Here is a 15,828-nt window from a genome sequence, read left to right as displayed (position 1 = left end):
AAATGCGTCTCCGCACGGCCGAGCGGAGCGAGGCGTGAGCGACGCTTGCGGAGCGACAAGGGAAATGCGTCTCCGCACGGCCGAGCGGAGCGAGGCGTGAGCGACGCTTGCGGAGCGGACACGGGAAGGCGTCTGCGTCCGACGCCGCGCCCGGGGGCCCGGGCGACGCTGCGCCGGTCGGCCTCGTGCCTGCTCGCGACGGCCACGCTGCTCGGCGCGGCGGCGCTGGCCGCGCCGGCGACGGGTTCCGCGGCGGTGGCCCCGGCCGCCACGAACCGGGTTCGCGCCGACACCGTGTCGGTGTCCGTGGCGAACGTCGACCCGGCCGTCCCCGCCATCACCGCGACACCGAGACCGCTGACGATCACCGCGACGCTGGTCAACAACGGCAGCCAGACCCTGACCGGGGTGTCGCTCGCGGCCGAGCGCGGTGACCCGATCGGATCGCAGGCGGTGCTCGACGACTCGGTGTCCGACAGCAGCGCCCGCACCGGTGGCCGGACGATCGAGGCGACCAAGGCCCCGTCGGTCACCCTGCCGCCGAAGGTGCCGGTGACCGCGACCTTCACCACGACGACGAGCCAGCAGAACGACGAGCACGTCTGCCTCTGCGCGACCGCGTCCGTCTACCCCATCGACCTCACGGCACAACGGACCGTGGAGGGTTCGACCATCACCATCGGCGGGACCCGCACCTACCTGCCCACCTTCGACCAGGCCCCGACGACGAAGGTCGGCGTCACGTGGATCTGGCCGCTCATCGACAGGCCCCACCGCACCACCACCGGGCGCACCTTCACCGACGACGCCCTGGCGAGCTCGGTCGCGAACGGCGGCCGGCTCGATCGCGCCCTGCAGGTCGTCGAGAGGCTCTCGAGCAGCCAACCGCTGACGCTCGTCGTCGACCCCGAACTGCTCGACGAGCTGCAGGAGATGACCCTCGGCTACCGCGTCCGCGCGAGCAACGGCACCCTGTCCACCGGCACCGGTCAGCAGGCGGCGTCCTCGTGGCTGACCCGGTTGCGCGCGCTGCTGGACGCGCGCCCGAACGTCCTCGATCTCCAGCTGACGCCGCTGGCCGACCCGGACGTCACCGGCCTGACCCGGCGCAACCTGTCCTGGACGCAGAACCTGCCGGAGCCCGTCTCCACCGGGGTGGCCAACGCGCTCGGCGACCACCAGCTCGCGCACACGCTGGCGTGGCCACCCACCAACGCGGCCACCGGGGCCACGTTGGACAGCCTGGTCGCCGGCGGGGCCGGCACCGTGGTCCTCGACGGCTCGCGGGTGCGGCCCAGCACCCGCAGCAGCATCCCCGTGTCGTCGGCCGCCCTGGCCTCGACGGGCGGACGGGTCTCCGCCCTGCTCACCGCGCCGACCTTGCAGCGCACCAGCGCCGCGATGCTGACACGTGCCGGGTCGACGGCGGCGATGCCGCAGCTGGTCTCGGAGCTGGCGGTGCGCATCGCCCAGCAGCCCGACCAGGCGCAGCACGCCGTGTTCGCTGCGCCACGCTACGTCGACCCATCGCCCGAGGCCGCGGCGAAGCTCATCACCGCGACCAGCAGCTCGCTGTTCACCCGGGCGGTCTCCGCCGACGCCGCGGCCCGTGCCGGTTCGCCCGGCACCAGTTCGACCGGCACGACCGCCTTGCGCCGCACCGTCACGTCCTCGAACGGGCTGTCGCCGGCCCAGCTGGACCGGATCGCCGCGGTCCGGCGCACCGAACAACCGGTCGCGTCGCTCATCCAGGGCTCCGCGGCCGGGCGCACCGTCCTCGCCGCCCTGCCGGTCACGGTGCAGCTCGCCGAGTCCGCGGCGTGGAGCCGGGCCGGCGCGTCCGCCGGTGTCGGTGGCCTCACCGGGGGTGCCCTCCGGAGCCAGGCCCTCCAGCGACAGCTGACGCGCTACCTGCACGGCGTCCGCATCCTGAACCGCCGCAACAGCAGCTACACCCTGGCGTCGAGCAACTCCAAGCTCCCGATCACCGTGCAGAACGACAACGCGCTGAGCGTGCAGGTGCGGGTCGGTGTGAACGCGGTGGGCGGCCTGCCCGGCTTCGCCGACCGCACCAGCCAGGTCGTGCAGATCGGCGCCGGTTCGAAGGCCACCGTCAGGGTCGACACCCACATCCAGCGCACCGGACGCATCCCGGTGAGCGCCCAGCTGCACACACCGGACAGCGGGACGCTGGGCCAGCCGGTGACGGTCTTCGTCCACAGCACGGTGCTCGGCACCATCGGCGTGGTCATCACGGTCGTCTCCGGGGTGGTGCTCGCGCTCGCCCTGCTCGTGCGCCTGACCCGTCGCATGCTGCGTCTGCGCCGCAAGCGCAGCGGCGCCGCGCCGCCGACCCCGGCCTCCACGCCCGAGCACGAGCCGGCGTCATGATGGGGTGCCGATGAGCACGCCGGTCGCCGAGGACGAGTGGGGCAGCCCCACGCTCTACGCCGGCAGCCAGCCCTTCGAGCCCCGGATGTTCACCGAGGCCGACCCGATGGGCTCGGTCCTGGTCGACAGCGAGGACGTCGGCCCTCGCGACGAACCGCGCTGGAGCGAGCCGACCTACACCGGACGCCCGCGCAAGCGAGGTCGCAAGCCTGCCCACGCCGCACCGGAGACGGCCGGGCCGACGGGTGACCCGCTCGACAGCGGCGTCGAGACCGCCGCCCTGCAGGCCGCGGAGGCCGAGGCCCGCGAGGACCCGGTCGCGCAGGAGAACACCACCCGCGGGCTGATGGCGGCCAGCGGCTCCATCGCGGTGGCCAGCCTGGCCAGCCGGGTGACCGGGTTCCTGCGCAGCATCCTGCTCGTCGCCGCCCTCGGCGTGGGCGCGGTCGGCAACGCCTACAACTCCGGCAACAACCTGCCGAACATGATCTACGAGCTGCTGCTCGGCGGCGTGCTGTCCAGCGTGCTGATCCCGCTGCTCGTCCAGGCCCAGGTCCACGACGACGACGACGGGGTCGCCTACACCCAGCGGCTGCTCTCCATCGCCACCGTCGCGCTGGGCGCGATGACCATGCTGGCCGTCCTGGCCGCACCGCTCATCGCCGCCGGGTTCGTCGAGGCCGGCCCGCGCCGGGAACTGACGGGCATCTTCGCGACCCTGCTGCTGCCCGAGATCTTCTTCTACGGCCTCGGCGCGATGTTCGTGGCCGTGCTCAACATCCGGCACAGCTACCGTCCCGGGGCCTGGGCACCGGTGCTCAACAACGTGATCATGATCGTCACCGTCGGCGTCTTCTGGGCCCTGCCCGGCCCGAAGACGCTGAGCCCCACGAGCATCACCACCCCGCAGATCCTCGTCGTGGGCATCGGGACCACGCTGGGCATCGCCGGCCAGGCCCTGGTGCTGATCCCGGCGCTGAAACGATCGGGGTTCACCTGGCAGTGGCGCTTCCGGGCCCGGTCGCACGAGGTCGGCCGGATGCGCGAGGTCGGGTCACTCGCCGGCTGGGTGCTGGCCTACGTCGTCGTGAGCCAGGTCGGCGTCACCGTCATCCAGGTGGTGGGCAACCGCAACGGCGGTTTCAGCGTCTTCACCTACGCCGACCTGCTCTTCCAGATGCCGTACGGGATCCTGGTCGTCTCCCTGCTCACGGCGATCATGCCGAGGATGTCCCGGGCCGCCGTCCGCGGTGACAACGACGCCGTCGTCGGCGACCTGTCCCTGGGCGCGCGCCTGTCCGCGGTCTCGCTGATCCCGGTCACCGCGGGCCTGATCGTGCTCGGCCCGGCCATGACGGTCACGCTGTTCGCCTACGGCAGCACCTCCATCGCCGGCGCGCACCTCATCGGCTCCTCGCTGGCGTGGTCGGCCTTCGGCCTGTTCCCGTTCGCGCTCGTCATGCTGCAGCTGAGGGTCTTCTACGCGATGCGCGACGGTCGGACGCCGACCCTCATCAACGCGTTCATGGTGGCGACCAAGGTCGTCCTGGTGCTCGTGACGGATCGGATCTACGCCGCCCCCAAGGGCACGAACGTCGAGCTGCACCCGTCGGTGCACGCCGTCCAGTGGCTCAACATCGCCACCTCGTTCTCCTATCTCGTCGGCGCCGTCGTCGGCCACATCGTGCTGACCAGGCGGCTGGGACACCTCGGCTTCGGCGCCGTGCTGGGCACCGTCACCCGGATCGCCGTGGCGTCCGCCGTCGGGGCCGCGGCCGCGTACGCGGTCGTCCTGCTGGCCCGTCACGAGCTCGGCGGCGCCCGGTTCGGGTCGTGGACGGGCCTGGTCGGTGGTGGGCTGGTGGGGTTGCTCGTGCTCGTTGTGGTCGCTTGGCGGATGCGCATCCCCGAGGTCCAGCAGGCGCTCGCCTCGGTGCGGCGCCGATGACGCCCACCGCCTCCCGCGTCACAGCTGGGCCCGGAACATCGCAGGCCCTAGGGTCGTTGCCCAGACCGTGCGGTTCGCGCGCAGTCGTCCAGCGACACGCTCGTCGCGACCGCGGAAATGAGGACACGTGACCACCCACCGCAAGGTCATCATCGTCGGCTCGGGACCGGCCGGCTACACCGCGGCGCTGTACTCCGCCCGCGCCGATCTCGCTCCCCTGGTGTTCGAAGGCAGCCAGTACGGCGGCGCCCTCATGAACACCACCGACGTCGAGAACTTCCCGGGGTTCCCCGACGGCATCATGGGCCCCGAGCTGATGAGCAACATCCGCAGCCAGGCCGAGCGCTTCGGGGCCGAGCTGGTGGCCGACGACGTCGTGTCCGTCGAGCTCAGCGGACCGGTCAAGGTCGTGCGCACCCACGACGGCGAGTTCACCGCGGACGCGGTCATCCTGGCCATGGGCTCCGCGTACAAGTCGCTGGGCCTTGCGCGCGAGGACGCCTTGTCCGGGCACGGCGTGTCCTGGTGTGCCACCTGTGACGGCTTCTTCTTCCGCGACCACGACATCGCGGTCGTCGGCGGCGGGGACACCGCGATGGAGGAGGCGACGTTCCTGAGCCGCTTCGCTCGATCGGTCACCATCGTGCACCGGCGCGACACCCTGCGCGCCAGCAAGTTCATGATCGAGCGGGCGGCCAACGACCCCAAGATCAGCTGGGCGTGGAACAGCGAGGTCGCCGACATCCACGGTGACACCTCGGTGAGCGGCGTCCGCCTGCGCGACACCGCCACCGGCGCCGAGCGCGACCTCGACGTCACCGGGCTGTTCATCGCGATCGGCCACGACCCGCGCAGCGAGCTGGTGAAGGGTCAGATCGACCTCAACGCGGAGGGCTACGTGCTCACCCACGACGGCACCTACACCAACCTCGACGGTGTCTTCGCCGCCGGCGACCTCGTCGACCACACCTATCGCCAGGCCATCACTGCGGCCGGCACCGGGTGTCAGGCGGCACTGGACGCCGAGCGGTACCTCGCAGCCCTCGACGAGGACCACGTCTCACCGGCCGTCGCCACCGAGGAGTCGGAGCTCGTCGGCAACGCGTAATCCAGTCACCACACGGCACCATCCGTCCCATGCACCACAGGTTTCACGGGAAACGATCACCATCGGAGCGGAATCCGCAGCACCCGGTCCGCGTTCCACCAGAGCCGGTTCGCCGGCAACACCTCACCGACAGGAGAATCACATGGGCGCCAACACCAAGGCCGTCACCGACAGCAGCTTCGACTCCGACGTCCTGGGCGCCGACGGGCCGGTCCTCGTCGACTTCTGGGCCGAGTGGTGCGGGCCGTGCCGCCAGGTCGCCCCGGTGCTCGAGGAGATCGCCGGCGAGCAGGCCGGCAAGCTCACGATCGCCAAGCTCAACATCGACGAGAACCCCGAGACCGCGCGCAAGTACCAGGTCATGTCCATCCCGACGATGGCCGTGTTCCAGGGTGGCGAGCTCGTCAAGACCATCGTGGGGGCCCGGCCCAAGGCCGCGATCCTGCGCGAGCTCACCGACTACGTCGGCTGACGAAGCCCCGCTGAGGCGGTCACCCACCGGGTGACCGCCTCTTTCGGTCGAACGGCTCTACGGTCATCGCGCCGTTCCCGAGCCCTGCCGCCGTAGCCCCGAGTTGACGGCTGGCTGAGACCGCTCCCGGAACGCGTCAGGCGCGTTTCGGCCCGTCGCCGCGTTGAGGCAGAATGTCCGTGGTCCGATGGTCCCTCCGAGATCGGAACGACCAGCTCGATGTGAAGCATGACGACGTGAACCAGCCGATGAAGCGCGAGGTCCGAACCGATATGCAACCCCTGCGTCGCGGTGACTCCGGCACCGCTGTCGCGGAGGTCCGCACGATGCTCGCCACGATCGGCCTGCTCGACAACATCGCACCGGTGTCCCAGTCCCACTTCGACGAGGCGACCGAACTCGCCATCCGGCACTTCCAGCAACGCCGTGGGCTGTCGGTCGACGGTCAGGTGGGCCGCGAGACCTACGTCGCGCTGACCGGGGCGCACTGGAAGCTCGGGGACCGCGTGCTGGCCCACGAGGCCGGCCAGCCGCTGGTCGGCGACGACGTCGCCGAGCTGCAGACCCAGCTGCTCGAGCTCGGTTTCCCGCTGACCCGTCCCGACGGGATCTTCGCGCTGGCCACGGCCGAGGCGCTGCGGGACTTCCAGCGCGACTACGGGCTCATCGCCGACGGCATCTGCGGGCCCGACACCCTGCGGGCCCTGCGCCAGCTCGGGCGCCGCGTCGTCGGCGGTCGGCCGCAGCTGCTGCGCGACCAGATCGCCGTCGCCGACTCCGGGCCCAACCTGCTCGGCAAGCGCATCGTGCTCGACGCCGGCCACGGCGGCCCGGACGCCGGTGCGGTCGTCGACGGCATCCGCGAGGCCGACCTGGTCTGGGAGCTGACCTCCCGCCTGGAAGGGCGGCTCAGCGCGCTGGGCGTGCAGACCTGGTTCACCCGCGGGCCGCACAACGGGGCCAGCACCGAGCAGCGCGCGCAGCTGGCGAACGACGTCGGGGCCGACCTGCTGCTGTCGATCCATCTCGACGCCTCCCCGTCGCCGCGGGCCAACGGGGTCGCCGCCTACTACTACGGCGCGGGTGTCTCCAGCTCGACCATCGGCGAGCGGCTGGCCGACCTCGCCCAGCGCGAGCTCGTCGCCCGCACGGGCATGCTCGACTGCCGCATCCACGGCAAGTCCTGGTCGATGCTGCGGCTCACCCGCATGCCCGCCGTGCGCATCGAGGTGGGGTACCTGAGCTCCGCCGAGGACCGCGCCAAGCTGCTCGACCCGCTCTACCGCGACACCATGGCCGAGGGCCTGCTCGTCGCCGTGCAGCGCCTGTATCTGCCGCTCGGCGACGACCCCACCACCGGGGTCATGCGGATGCCCGCCGCCGCCCACTGAGCCGTACCGGCGTGCTCACGCTCTCGACCACCGACGGGCGGGCGTGCTGACGAACCGTCTCAGCGGGTCGCGGCCGGCGAGGTGATCCCGCCGAGCAGCCGCTCGATCGCGCCCTCCATCTCAGCCCGCCAGGTGACCGCACCCCGCACGTCCAGCCGCAGCCGGGGCAATGTCGGATGCCGCCGGATGACGGTGAAACCGACCCCGGTCAGGTACGCCGCCGGCAGCACACACCCGGTCCCGTCCCCGTCGCCGGTGCGCCCGAACGCCTCGAGGGCGCGGTACCCGCGACGGGCCATCTCCCGCACCGTGGTCTGGGCCAGGACCCGCCCGATGCCGCCGTTGCGGAACTGCGGCGTGACGTAGGCGGTCATCAGCAGGACGGCGTCCGCGCCCACCGGAGAGGTCGGGAACCCGGTCGCCCGGGGCACGTACCCGGGCGGCGCGTACAGCACGTAGCCCACCGGCCGCCCGTCGGAGTAGGCGAGCTGGCCACACGTACCCCACTCCAGCAGGGTGTCGGAGACCCAGGCCTCCTTGTCCAGCGCCGCGTCGGCGCCCGTGTCGGCCGCCGGGGCCAGCTCCCAGTACACGCACCGCCGACAGGTGCCGGGCAGGTCCGACAGGTTGTCCAGGGTCAGTGGCACCACCTGACGTCCCATGACCGGCCTCCTCCAGAGCGCGTCGGGCCGTGCGGTCAGAGATCGCCCTGGTAGCTCGACAGGAACTCGCCGAGGCGGCCGATCGCATCGCTGAGCTGGTCCGGGTAGGGCAGGGTGACGATGCGCAGGTGGTCGTTGTGCATCCAGTTGAACCCGGTGCCCTGCACCACCAGGACGTGATGCGTCCGGAGGAACTCGAGCACGAAGCGCTGGTCGTCGCGGATCGGGTAGCGCTCCGGGTCCAGGCGCGGGAACACGTACAGCGCCCCGCGTGGCTCGACGCACGTCACGCCCGGGATGGCGCGCAGGGCCTGGACGGCCGCGTCGCGCTGGGCCAGCAGCCGGCCGCCGGGCAGGATGAGCTCGCGGATGGACTGCCGCCCGCCCAGGGCGATCTGCACCGCGTGCTGGGCCGGCACGTTCGCGCACAGCCTCATGTTGGCCAGGATGGTGATGCCCTCGAGGTAGCTGGTCGCGTGCTTCTTCGGCCCGCTGACCATCATCCAGCCCGAACGGAAACCGGCCACCCGGTAGGCCTTGGACAGCCCGTTGAACGTCAGGGTGAAGACGTCGGGTGCGATGCGGGCGAACGGCACGTGCACCGCGTCGTCGTAGAGGATCTTGTCGTAGATCTCGTCGGCGAGCACGACGAGGCTGTGCTCGCGGGCGAGGTCGGCGATCGCCTGCAGGACCGACTCGCTGTAGACGGCACCGGTCGGGTTGTTCGGGTTGATGACGACGATGGCCTTGGTGGCGCTGGTGATCTTGGACCGGATGTCGTCGAGGTCGGGCTGCCAGCCGTCGGATTCCGAGCACCTGTAGTGCACGGGGCGCCCGCCCGCCAGCGAGGTGGTGGCCGTCCAGAGCGGGTAGTCCGGGGCCGGCACCAGGACCTCGTCGCCGTTGTCGAGCATGGCCTGCAGGCTGATCGAGATGAGCTCGCTGACGCCGTTGCCCAGCCAGATGTCGTCGACGTCGACGCTGTCGATGCCCTGTGCCTGGTAGTGGTGCATGACCGCGGTGCGCGCGGACAGCAAGCCCTGGGAGTCCGAGTAGCCCTGCGCGGTCGGGAGGTTGCGGATGACGTCGACGAGGATCTCGTCCGGGGCCTGGAACCCGAACGGAGCCGGGTTGCCGATGTTGAGCTTGAGGATCTTGCGCCCTTCCTCCTCGAGGCGCTTGGCCTCGTCGAGGACGGGTCCGCGGATGTCGTAACAGACGTCCTGGAGCTTGCGTGACTGCATCAGATCCACTCCGCAACTCTGGCACATCGCCGCGCCCGTGTCCGAGTCGATATCGGTGCCGGGTCGATATCGGCGCCGCGGCGGGCGGTGTCACAGTGCAGGGGTGGAGTTTGCCGAGGTGGTTCGTCGACGTCGCATGATCCGCAGTTACGACACCGATCGGCCGGTGCCGCCGGAGCTGGTCACAAACCTCCTGAACCTGGCTATTCGGGCACCGTCGGCGGGCCATACCCAGGGGTGGAGATTTCTCGTCCTGGCTGACATAACATCAACGGCTCGGTTCTGGTCGGCGACCGCACAGGACGGTGCGGACGGCTGGCTGCGCCGGATGCGCACCGCACCGGTACTGATCGTCTGCCTGTCCGACCGCGACGCCTATCTCGACCGCTACGCCGAGCACGACAAGGGCTGGACGGACCGCGCGGTCGAGCGGTGGCCCGTCCCCTACTGGCACGTCGACACGGGGATGGCCGCGATGATCATGCTGCTGGCCGCGGAGGACGACGGCCTGGCCAGCTGCTTCTTCGGCGTGCCGGGTGAGCGCTGGGCGGCCCTGCGCTCGGCCTTCGCGATTCCCGAGCGGCTCGAGCCGGTCGGCGTCGTCAGCCTCGGTTACCCGGCGCCGGACCGCCGCTCGCCGTCGTTGCGGCGGGGCCGCCGAGGACTAGACGAGGTGGTCGCCTACGGAACGTTCGCTCCGCCCACGCCGCCCACGCCGGCTGAATCGTCCGGCCCGTCCGTCCCGTCGGCGCCGTCCGGCTGACCGCGACGCCGGGCCGACACCTGCGGGGCCATGACGGCGACGATGCGTTCCAGGTCGTCGATCGAGGCGAACTCGACGGTGATCTTGCCCTTGCGCCGACCGATGTCGACGCGCACCCGGGTGTCGAAGGCATCCGACAGGTTCGAGGCCAGCTCCGTCACGGCGGGAGCGGTGAAGGTGCGGGGTGCGCTGCGCCGCCGCGGGCCCGGGTCGTCACCGCGTTGCGCCAGGGCGACCAGCTCCTCGGTGGCGCGCACCGACAGCCCTTCGGCCACGATGCGGCCGGCGAGCTCGTCCTGCCGATCCCGATCGTCCAGGCCCAGCAGCGCACGCGCGTGCCCGGCGGAGAGCACCCCGGCCGCGACACGGCGCTGCACGGCCACCGGCAGGTTGAGCAGCCGGATGGTGTTGCTGACCTGCGGGCGGCTGCGGCCGATGCGTTGGGCGAGTTCGTCGTGCGTCGTCCCGAACTCCTCGAGCAGCTGCTGGTAGGCCGCCGCTTCCTCGAGCGGGTTGAGCTGCGCACGGTGGATGTTCTCGAGCAACGCGTCGCGCAGCATGGCGTCGTCGGACGTCGTGCGCACGATGGCCGGGATGGTGTCCAGACCGGCGGCCGTCGACGCGCGCAGCCGACGCTCCCCCATCACCAGCTCGTAGCCACCGGCCGGGTCGGCACGCACCACGACGGGCTGCAGGACGCCGAACTCGCGGATCGAGTGGCTGAGCTCGGTCAGTGCGTCCTCGTCGAACACCTGCCGCGGCTGTTTGGCGTTCGCGTGGATCTCGGCGACGGGCAGTTCGGCCAGCGTTGCGCCGGGCACGGCCATCGGGGACGACCCGTCCGTGGGGTCGTCAGTCGAGCTCGCACCCGTCGGGGCGCGATCGGCGTCCCCGGCGATCGTGGACCCGGCGTCGGTCGGGACGTTGGCAGGCGACGATGCGCCGGCCGGTGCGGCCGAGGCACCCGCGGCGGCCGAGCTCTGCGCCGTCGCGTCCTCCATGGTCTCGCCCTCTGCAGGGTCCGGAGGCGCTGTGGGGATGAGCGCACCGAGGCCCCGGCCGAGACCACCACGTCGTTGCTTACTCATGCCCCGAACCCTCCGCTGCGTGTACCGATGAACCTGCCCCGCGGTCGGCGAGCTCCCGAGCCGCGTCGAGATAGCCGATCGCTCCGCGGGAGCCGGGGTCGTAGGTGATGACCGTCTGGCCGAAGCCCGGCGCCTCGGAGACCCGCACGTTGCGCGGGATCCGGGGAGCCAGGACCAGCTCCCCGAAGTGCCGGCGCACCTCGTCGGCAACCTGGTCGGCCAATCGGGTCCGGCTGTCGTACATGGTCAGCAGCACCGTCGTCACCTCGAGCTGCGGGTTCAGGTGGGACGTGACCAGCTCGACCGTCTTGAGCAGCTGGGCCAGCCCCTCCAGGGCGTAGTACTCGCACTGGATCGGCAGCAGCACCTCCCGCGCAGCGACGAGAGCGTTGAGCGTCAGCAACCCCAGCGAGGGCGGGCAGTCGATGAGGACGTAGTCGAGCTGGTCGCCGGCCTGCTCGAGATAGGTCTCCAGTGCGCGCTGCAACCGGTACTCCCGGGCGACCTGCGAGGTCAGCTCGATGTCGGCGCCGGCCAGGTCGAGGGTGGCCGGGACACACTGCAGCAGCGGGGCGAAGTCGGTGGTGTGCGCGACCTCGGCGACGGGTCGGCCGCCGAGCAGCACGTCGTAGATCGACGGCGTCCCCACGCCGTGCTCGATGCCCAGGGCGGTGCTGGCGTTGCCCTGCGGATCCAGATCGATGAGCAGCACCCGTTGGCCGTGCAGGGCCAGCGCCGCGGCGATGTTGACGGCGCTGGTGGTCTTGCCGACGCCGCCCTTCTGGTTCGCGACCGTCAGCACGCGGGTCTTCGGGGGGCGCGGCCAGTGCTCCTGCCGCACGTTGAGGACGTGGATCGCCTGCGCGGCCTCACGGGCGATCGGGGTTCCGACGTCCCGCTCCCGGTCTGGAGCGTCGATGTCGAGGGCGGACGTGGTTTCCCGTGAAACGTCGGAGTCAGTGACCGCGGCGGTTTCCCGTGAAACGTCACTGAGGTCGTCACTGGCGCGATCCCGCGGCACCTCGTCGGGTGCCGGTTCGTCGAGGTCCAACGACGTCCCTCGGTCGGGTTCGCCCGGCGAGGGGCTGTCCTGGTTCATCCTGTCCTCCGTCGTCTGGCCTGGCTGCGCGCGCTGCGAACGACGCGGACCACGGTCGTCACGTCGGCCGACCCGTGCGCCCCGTCCTCCGCAGCCAGCGTCGCCACGTCGATGTCGGCCACGGCGTCGCGGAGGTCACGTGGGGCACCCTCACGGAACCGGTCCACCTCATCGGCCGCCCTCGATCCTTTCAGGGCGAGCAGACGACCACCAGGGGCGAGCAGCGGTAGGCACCACCGGATTAGCCGTTCGAGGGGGGCCACCGCCCGTGCGGTCACCCACTGCTGACCGCTCAGCAGGGCGCGGACCGGCTCGTCGTCGGCGCGGCCGCGGACGACCTGGACGCGTCCGGCCAGGTCCAGCTCGCCCACGGCCTGCTCGAGGAACAGGGTCCGTCGTTGCATGGGCTCGAGCAGGATCACCGAGAGGTCGACCCGCCGGATGGCCATCGGCAGGCCGGGCAGGCCGGCTCCGCTTCCGACGTCGACCACGGTGGCCCCGGTGGGCAGCAGGTCGGTCACCACGGCGCTGTTCACCAGATGCCGGTCCCACAGCCGCTGCACCTCGCGCGGTCCCAGGTGCCCGTGGGCGATTCCGGGGCCGGCCAGAAGTTCGGCGTAGCGTTCCGCCGCGCCGAGCTCGTCGCCGAACACCGACCGGGCGGCTGCGGACGGCGCGGGGAGGTGGGCCACCCCGCCGCCGGCGCCGCCGGACGGCTCGGGTACCCGACCGCTCCTGCCCGGACCGACGCGCGGGTCGGCCGGATCGCTCACCGCTGGGTCAGGATGACAACCCGACGGTGCGGCTCCTCGCCCTCGGACTCGCTGACCACTCCGTCCGTGGCGGACACGGCGTCGTGGACGACCTTGCGCTCGAACGGGTTCATCGGCGAGAGCCGGACTGGTTCGCCGGTCTCGCGCACCCGCGAAGCCGCGTCCGCAGCGAGCTTTTCCAGCTCACCGCGCCGGGCCTGACGGTGCCCGCTGATGTCGAGCATCAGTCGGCTCCGGACGCCCGTCTGCTGCTGCACCGCGAGGCGGGTGAGTTCCTGCAGCGCGTCGAGGGTCTCGCCGCGACCTCCCACCAGATCCTGCAGATCACTGCCCACGACGGCCACGGCGGCGCGGCCGTTCTCGACGTCCAGATCGATGTCACCGTCGTAGTCGACGATGTCGAGCAGGCGCTCCAGGTAGTCGGCCGCGATGTCACCCTCCTGCACGAGCAGCGACTGACCGGACGGCTCGCTGTCCGACACGTCCGCTGTGCGGGGATCGTCGGGAATGTCCGGGGTGTCCTCGTGCACGTCGACGTCGGTGTCACTCATGGCGGTTCCTCTCCAGCAGGTCCCGGGCAGCACCCGGGCAGGGTCGATGGCGATCCGTGCGCGGATCGCGTTCGGCGACGGTCAGCGTCGCTTCTTAGTCTGGGTCGCGCGCTTGGCGGGTGGTCGCTTGCCCGACGGGCGGGACGGACGCTGGCCGGGCCGCGGCACCGCACCACGGGCCGGCTCGCTGCGCGCCCCACCCGACGACGCACCACCCGACGTGCCGGTGGACGACGCACCGGCGGAGGACGCGCCGTTCGAGGTGCTGCCGCCCGTGGGCTTGGTGCCGTTCGTCGGCTTAGTGCCGTTAGTGGACTTGGTGCCGCCCGTGGGCTTGGTGCCGTTGGTGCCGCCGGACTTGGACATGCGTACGGGCCGCTGCCCGGGCTTGGGCGCCAGCGTCTTGCCGACCGCACCGGTGACGACCGGTTCGTCGTCGTCGGTCGGCGGATGGAAACGGATGATGTAGGCCTGCTGGCCGAGGGTCCACAGGTTGGACGTGAACCAGTACAGCAGCACACCGAGCGGGAAGTTGAACAGCAGACCGGAGGCCAGCGTGCCGACCGGGATCAGGTACAGCATCAGCTTCTGGACCGTCGCCGCCGTGCCCTCCGGCGGGGTGGTGGCATTGGCCCGAACCAGCAGCTGGGTGGCGAAGGTGGCGCTGGCGCTGACGATGAGCAGGATGACCAGCAGGATGCGCGTGGAGCTCGGATCGCCGCCCAGCCCACGGATGATGCTGCCGCTGTCGCGGAAGGACGCCGCTAGCGGGGCACCGAAGATGTGCGCCTTGGCCGCCGAGCAGGTCTCGCCACCCTGGCCGCCGGTGAAGGTGTAGAGCTCCAGCAGCTTGCTGTTGCCGGTCTTGCTCTGGCACAACCGGTTGGAGTTCGAGATGTGCCGCAGCACGTGATAGAGCCCGATGAACACCGGGATCTGCAGGAACATCGGCAGGCAGCCGGCCAGCGGGTTGAACCCCTCCGACTGCTGCAGCGCCATCATCTGGCGGTTCAGCTCGGGCCGGTCGTCCTTGTACTTCTCGCGCAGCTTCTGGATCTTGGGTTGGATCTTCTGCATGTTGCGCTGGTAGTGCACCTGCTTGACGAACAGCCGGAACAGCAACAGGCGCGCGGTGATGACCAGGAAGACGATGGACAGCGTCCAGGTCCACCCGTTGTCCGACGGCAGGCCGATCGCCGTGAACAGCTGGTGCCACCGCAACAGCACCCAGGCGACCGCGGTGTAGAGGAAGTTCAGCACTTCGGTTAGCTCCTAGCGGCCGACGATCGCGGGGACAGTGAGCGTTGCGGGCTCCTGCCGACCAACGCGCGGCGGCACGGGGTCGTGCCCACCGGAATGGAACGGGTGGCACCGGAGCAGGCGGCGGATCGCGAGCCATCCGCCGCGCAGCCCGCCGTGCACGGTGACGGCCTCGAAGGCGTACTCGCTGCACGTGGGCAGGTACCGGCAACTGGGGGGACGGAGCGGGCTGATCGCCGTGCGGTAGACCGTGATCGCCGCGAGCAGCATCCGGGACAGCGGGCCGGGGCCGCTCACGACGTCCCCGCCGCCGGGGCGGCGCCCCGTGCCCGGCCGATCCGCGTCAGCGCGAGGTCCAGATCGCGGGACAGCGTCGCCGAGTCGGCCTGGGCCGCCGGAGGCAGGGCCCGTACCACGGTGCCGCTCGTCGCGGGCAGGTCGGACACCCGTGCGGCCAGCTGGGCCCGCAACTTCCGGGTGACGGCGTGGCGCTGCACGCTGTTCCCGACCGCCTTGCTCACCACGAAACCGACCAACGGCGCTGCGGACCGGCTCGGCGGATCGTGCGGGTGCTGCAGGTCCGGCGAGTGCTGCAGGTCCGGCCGGTGGTGCACGACGATCCGGCCGGTGCGTGCACGCAGCCCGCCACGCACGACGGATCGGAAATCCGCGGAGCGGCGCATGCGGTTGACGCTGGCCAGCACGGTGAGGGAGCCGACAGGCTCAGGCCGAGAGTTCGCTGCGGCCCTTGCGGCGGCGAGCGGAGACGATCGCCCGACCGGCGCGCGTACGCATGCGCAGCCGGAAACCGTGCGTCTTGGCGCGGCGGCGGTTGTTCGGCTGAAAAGTACGCTTGCTCACGGGTCTGATCTCCTGGTTCGGCAACGGTGCGGTCGCCGTCGGGCAGGGCGGGCAGCGTGGAAGGTCGATGCTCGACGATGCTGCGATCTGCCTCGGGGCGACCGGCCTGAAGACGAGCCACAGCGGCCGCTATCCACAGACCGCTCCACGGTACGGACGCACCGCCGCACTGGTCAAACCCGGGCCACCGCGGCGACACGCCGATCCCTATTGTCGT

Annotated in this window: 16 protein-coding genes; 6 read left to right on the top strand and 10 right to left on the bottom strand. The window is 71.3% G+C overall.

The window, feature by feature from the left end:
- The first annotated feature begins 96 nt into the window (after positions 1-96).
- The 5 genes from ACFFCA_RS10765 to ACFFCA_RS10745 all read left to right on the top strand — a co-directional run bounded on the left by ACFFCA_RS10765 (position 97) and on the right by ACFFCA_RS10745 (position 7,310).
- Positions 97-2,391, top strand: a complete 2,295-nt coding sequence (locus tag ACFFCA_RS10765; RefSeq protein ID WP_375484580.1) for a DUF6049 family protein — start codon at positions 97-99, stop codon at positions 2,389-2,391.
- A 10-nt stretch (positions 2,392-2,401) separates the two neighbouring features.
- Positions 2,402-4,339: a murein biosynthesis integral membrane protein MurJ gene (gene murJ, locus ACFFCA_RS10760; protein WP_375484578.1), complete on the top strand. Its 1,938-nt coding sequence runs from the start codon at positions 2,402-2,404 to the stop codon at positions 4,337-4,339.
- A gap of 127 nt (positions 4,340-4,466) precedes the next feature.
- Entirely contained in the window at positions 4,467-5,447 is a 981-nt protein-coding gene (gene trxB / locus ACFFCA_RS10755) for a thioredoxin-disulfide reductase (protein ID WP_375484576.1), read from the top strand.
- A 142-nt stretch (positions 5,448-5,589) separates the two neighbouring features.
- Complete coding sequence (gene trxA, locus ACFFCA_RS10750; RefSeq protein ID WP_375484574.1) at positions 5,590-5,919, top strand: thioredoxin; 330 nt, start codon at positions 5,590-5,592, stop codon at positions 5,917-5,919.
- Between the two features lie 272 nt (positions 5,920-6,191).
- Positions 6,192-7,310 (top strand): N-acetylmuramoyl-L-alanine amidase, encoded by a 1,119-nt coding sequence (locus tag ACFFCA_RS10745; RefSeq protein WP_375484620.1) that lies wholly within the window; start codon positions 6,192-6,194, stop codon positions 7,308-7,310.
- A gap of 59 nt (positions 7,311-7,369) precedes the next feature.
- Here the strand turns inward: ACFFCA_RS10745 and ACFFCA_RS10740 are convergent, their stop codons facing one another.
- The gene (locus tag ACFFCA_RS10740) at positions 7,370-7,972 is read right to left on the bottom strand and encodes a GNAT family N-acetyltransferase (protein ID WP_375484572.1); all 603 of its coding nucleotides are present in this window, start codon (positions 7,970-7,972) and stop codon (positions 7,370-7,372) included.
- 35 nt (positions 7,973-8,007) lie between these two features.
- Complete coding sequence (locus tag ACFFCA_RS10735; protein ID WP_375484570.1) at positions 8,008-9,216, bottom strand: pyridoxal phosphate-dependent aminotransferase; 1,209 nt, start codon at positions 9,214-9,216, stop codon at positions 8,008-8,010.
- 103 nt (positions 9,217-9,319) lie between these two features.
- On the opposite strand from ACFFCA_RS10735, the gene ACFFCA_RS10730 reads away from it, so the two are divergent.
- Positions 9,320-9,979: a nitroreductase family protein gene (locus tag ACFFCA_RS10730; protein WP_375484568.1), complete on the top strand. Its 660-nt coding sequence runs from the start codon at positions 9,320-9,322 to the stop codon at positions 9,977-9,979.
- Here the strand turns inward: ACFFCA_RS10730 and ACFFCA_RS10725 are convergent.
- From ACFFCA_RS10725 to rpmH, 8 genes are all read right to left on the bottom strand, one after another.
- A complete protein-coding gene (locus ACFFCA_RS10725; RefSeq protein ID WP_375484566.1) occupies positions 9,898-11,067 on the bottom strand; it encodes a ParB/RepB/Spo0J family partition protein in 1,170 nt (389 codons plus the stop codon). The genes ACFFCA_RS10730 and ACFFCA_RS10725 overlap by 82 nt on opposite strands.
- Positions 11,060-12,166: a ParA family protein gene (locus tag ACFFCA_RS10720; protein ID WP_375484564.1), complete on the bottom strand. Its 1,107-nt coding sequence runs from the start codon at positions 12,164-12,166 to the stop codon at positions 11,060-11,062. Before ACFFCA_RS10720 ends, ACFFCA_RS10725 begins: the two co-directional genes overlap by 8 nt.
- Positions 12,163-12,858: a 16S rRNA (guanine(527)-N(7))-methyltransferase RsmG gene (gene rsmG / locus ACFFCA_RS10715; RefSeq protein ID WP_375484618.1), complete on the bottom strand. Its 696-nt coding sequence runs from the start codon at positions 12,856-12,858 to the stop codon at positions 12,163-12,165. The genes ACFFCA_RS10720 and rsmG overlap by 4 nt, the downstream gene beginning before the upstream one ends.
- 77 nt (positions 12,859-12,935) lie before the next feature.
- Positions 12,936-13,490, bottom strand: coding sequence for a protein jag (locus ACFFCA_RS10710; RefSeq protein ID WP_375484562.1), 555 nt, complete (start codon positions 13,488-13,490; stop codon positions 12,936-12,938).
- 81 nt (positions 13,491-13,571) lie between these two features.
- Positions 13,572-14,750: a membrane protein insertase YidC gene (gene yidC / locus ACFFCA_RS10705; protein WP_375484560.1), complete on the bottom strand. Its 1,179-nt coding sequence runs from the start codon at positions 14,748-14,750 to the stop codon at positions 13,572-13,574.
- A gap of 12 nt (positions 14,751-14,762) precedes the next feature.
- Entirely contained in the window at positions 14,763-15,047 is a 285-nt protein-coding gene (gene yidD, locus ACFFCA_RS10700) for a membrane protein insertion efficiency factor YidD (RefSeq protein ID WP_375484558.1), read from the bottom strand.
- Positions 15,044-15,433: a ribonuclease P protein component gene (gene rnpA / locus ACFFCA_RS10695; RefSeq protein ID WP_375484556.1), complete on the bottom strand. Its 390-nt coding sequence runs from the start codon at positions 15,431-15,433 to the stop codon at positions 15,044-15,046. Before rnpA ends, yidD begins: the two co-directional genes overlap by 4 nt.
- Before the next feature lie 40 nt (positions 15,434-15,473).
- Positions 15,474-15,611, bottom strand: coding sequence for a 50S ribosomal protein L34 (gene rpmH / locus ACFFCA_RS10690; protein WP_375484554.1), 138 nt, complete (start codon positions 15,609-15,611; stop codon positions 15,474-15,476).
- Positions 15,612-15,828: the final 217 nt, after the last annotated feature.

The organism is uncultured Jatrophihabitans sp. (assembly GCF_964252635.1).
Taxonomy (GTDB): domain Bacteria; phylum Actinomycetota; class Actinomycetes; order Mycobacteriales; family Jatrophihabitantaceae; genus Jatrophihabitans.
Note: the sequence above shows the minus strand (reverse complement) of the source record. Positions and strands in the feature narration are given on the sequence as shown.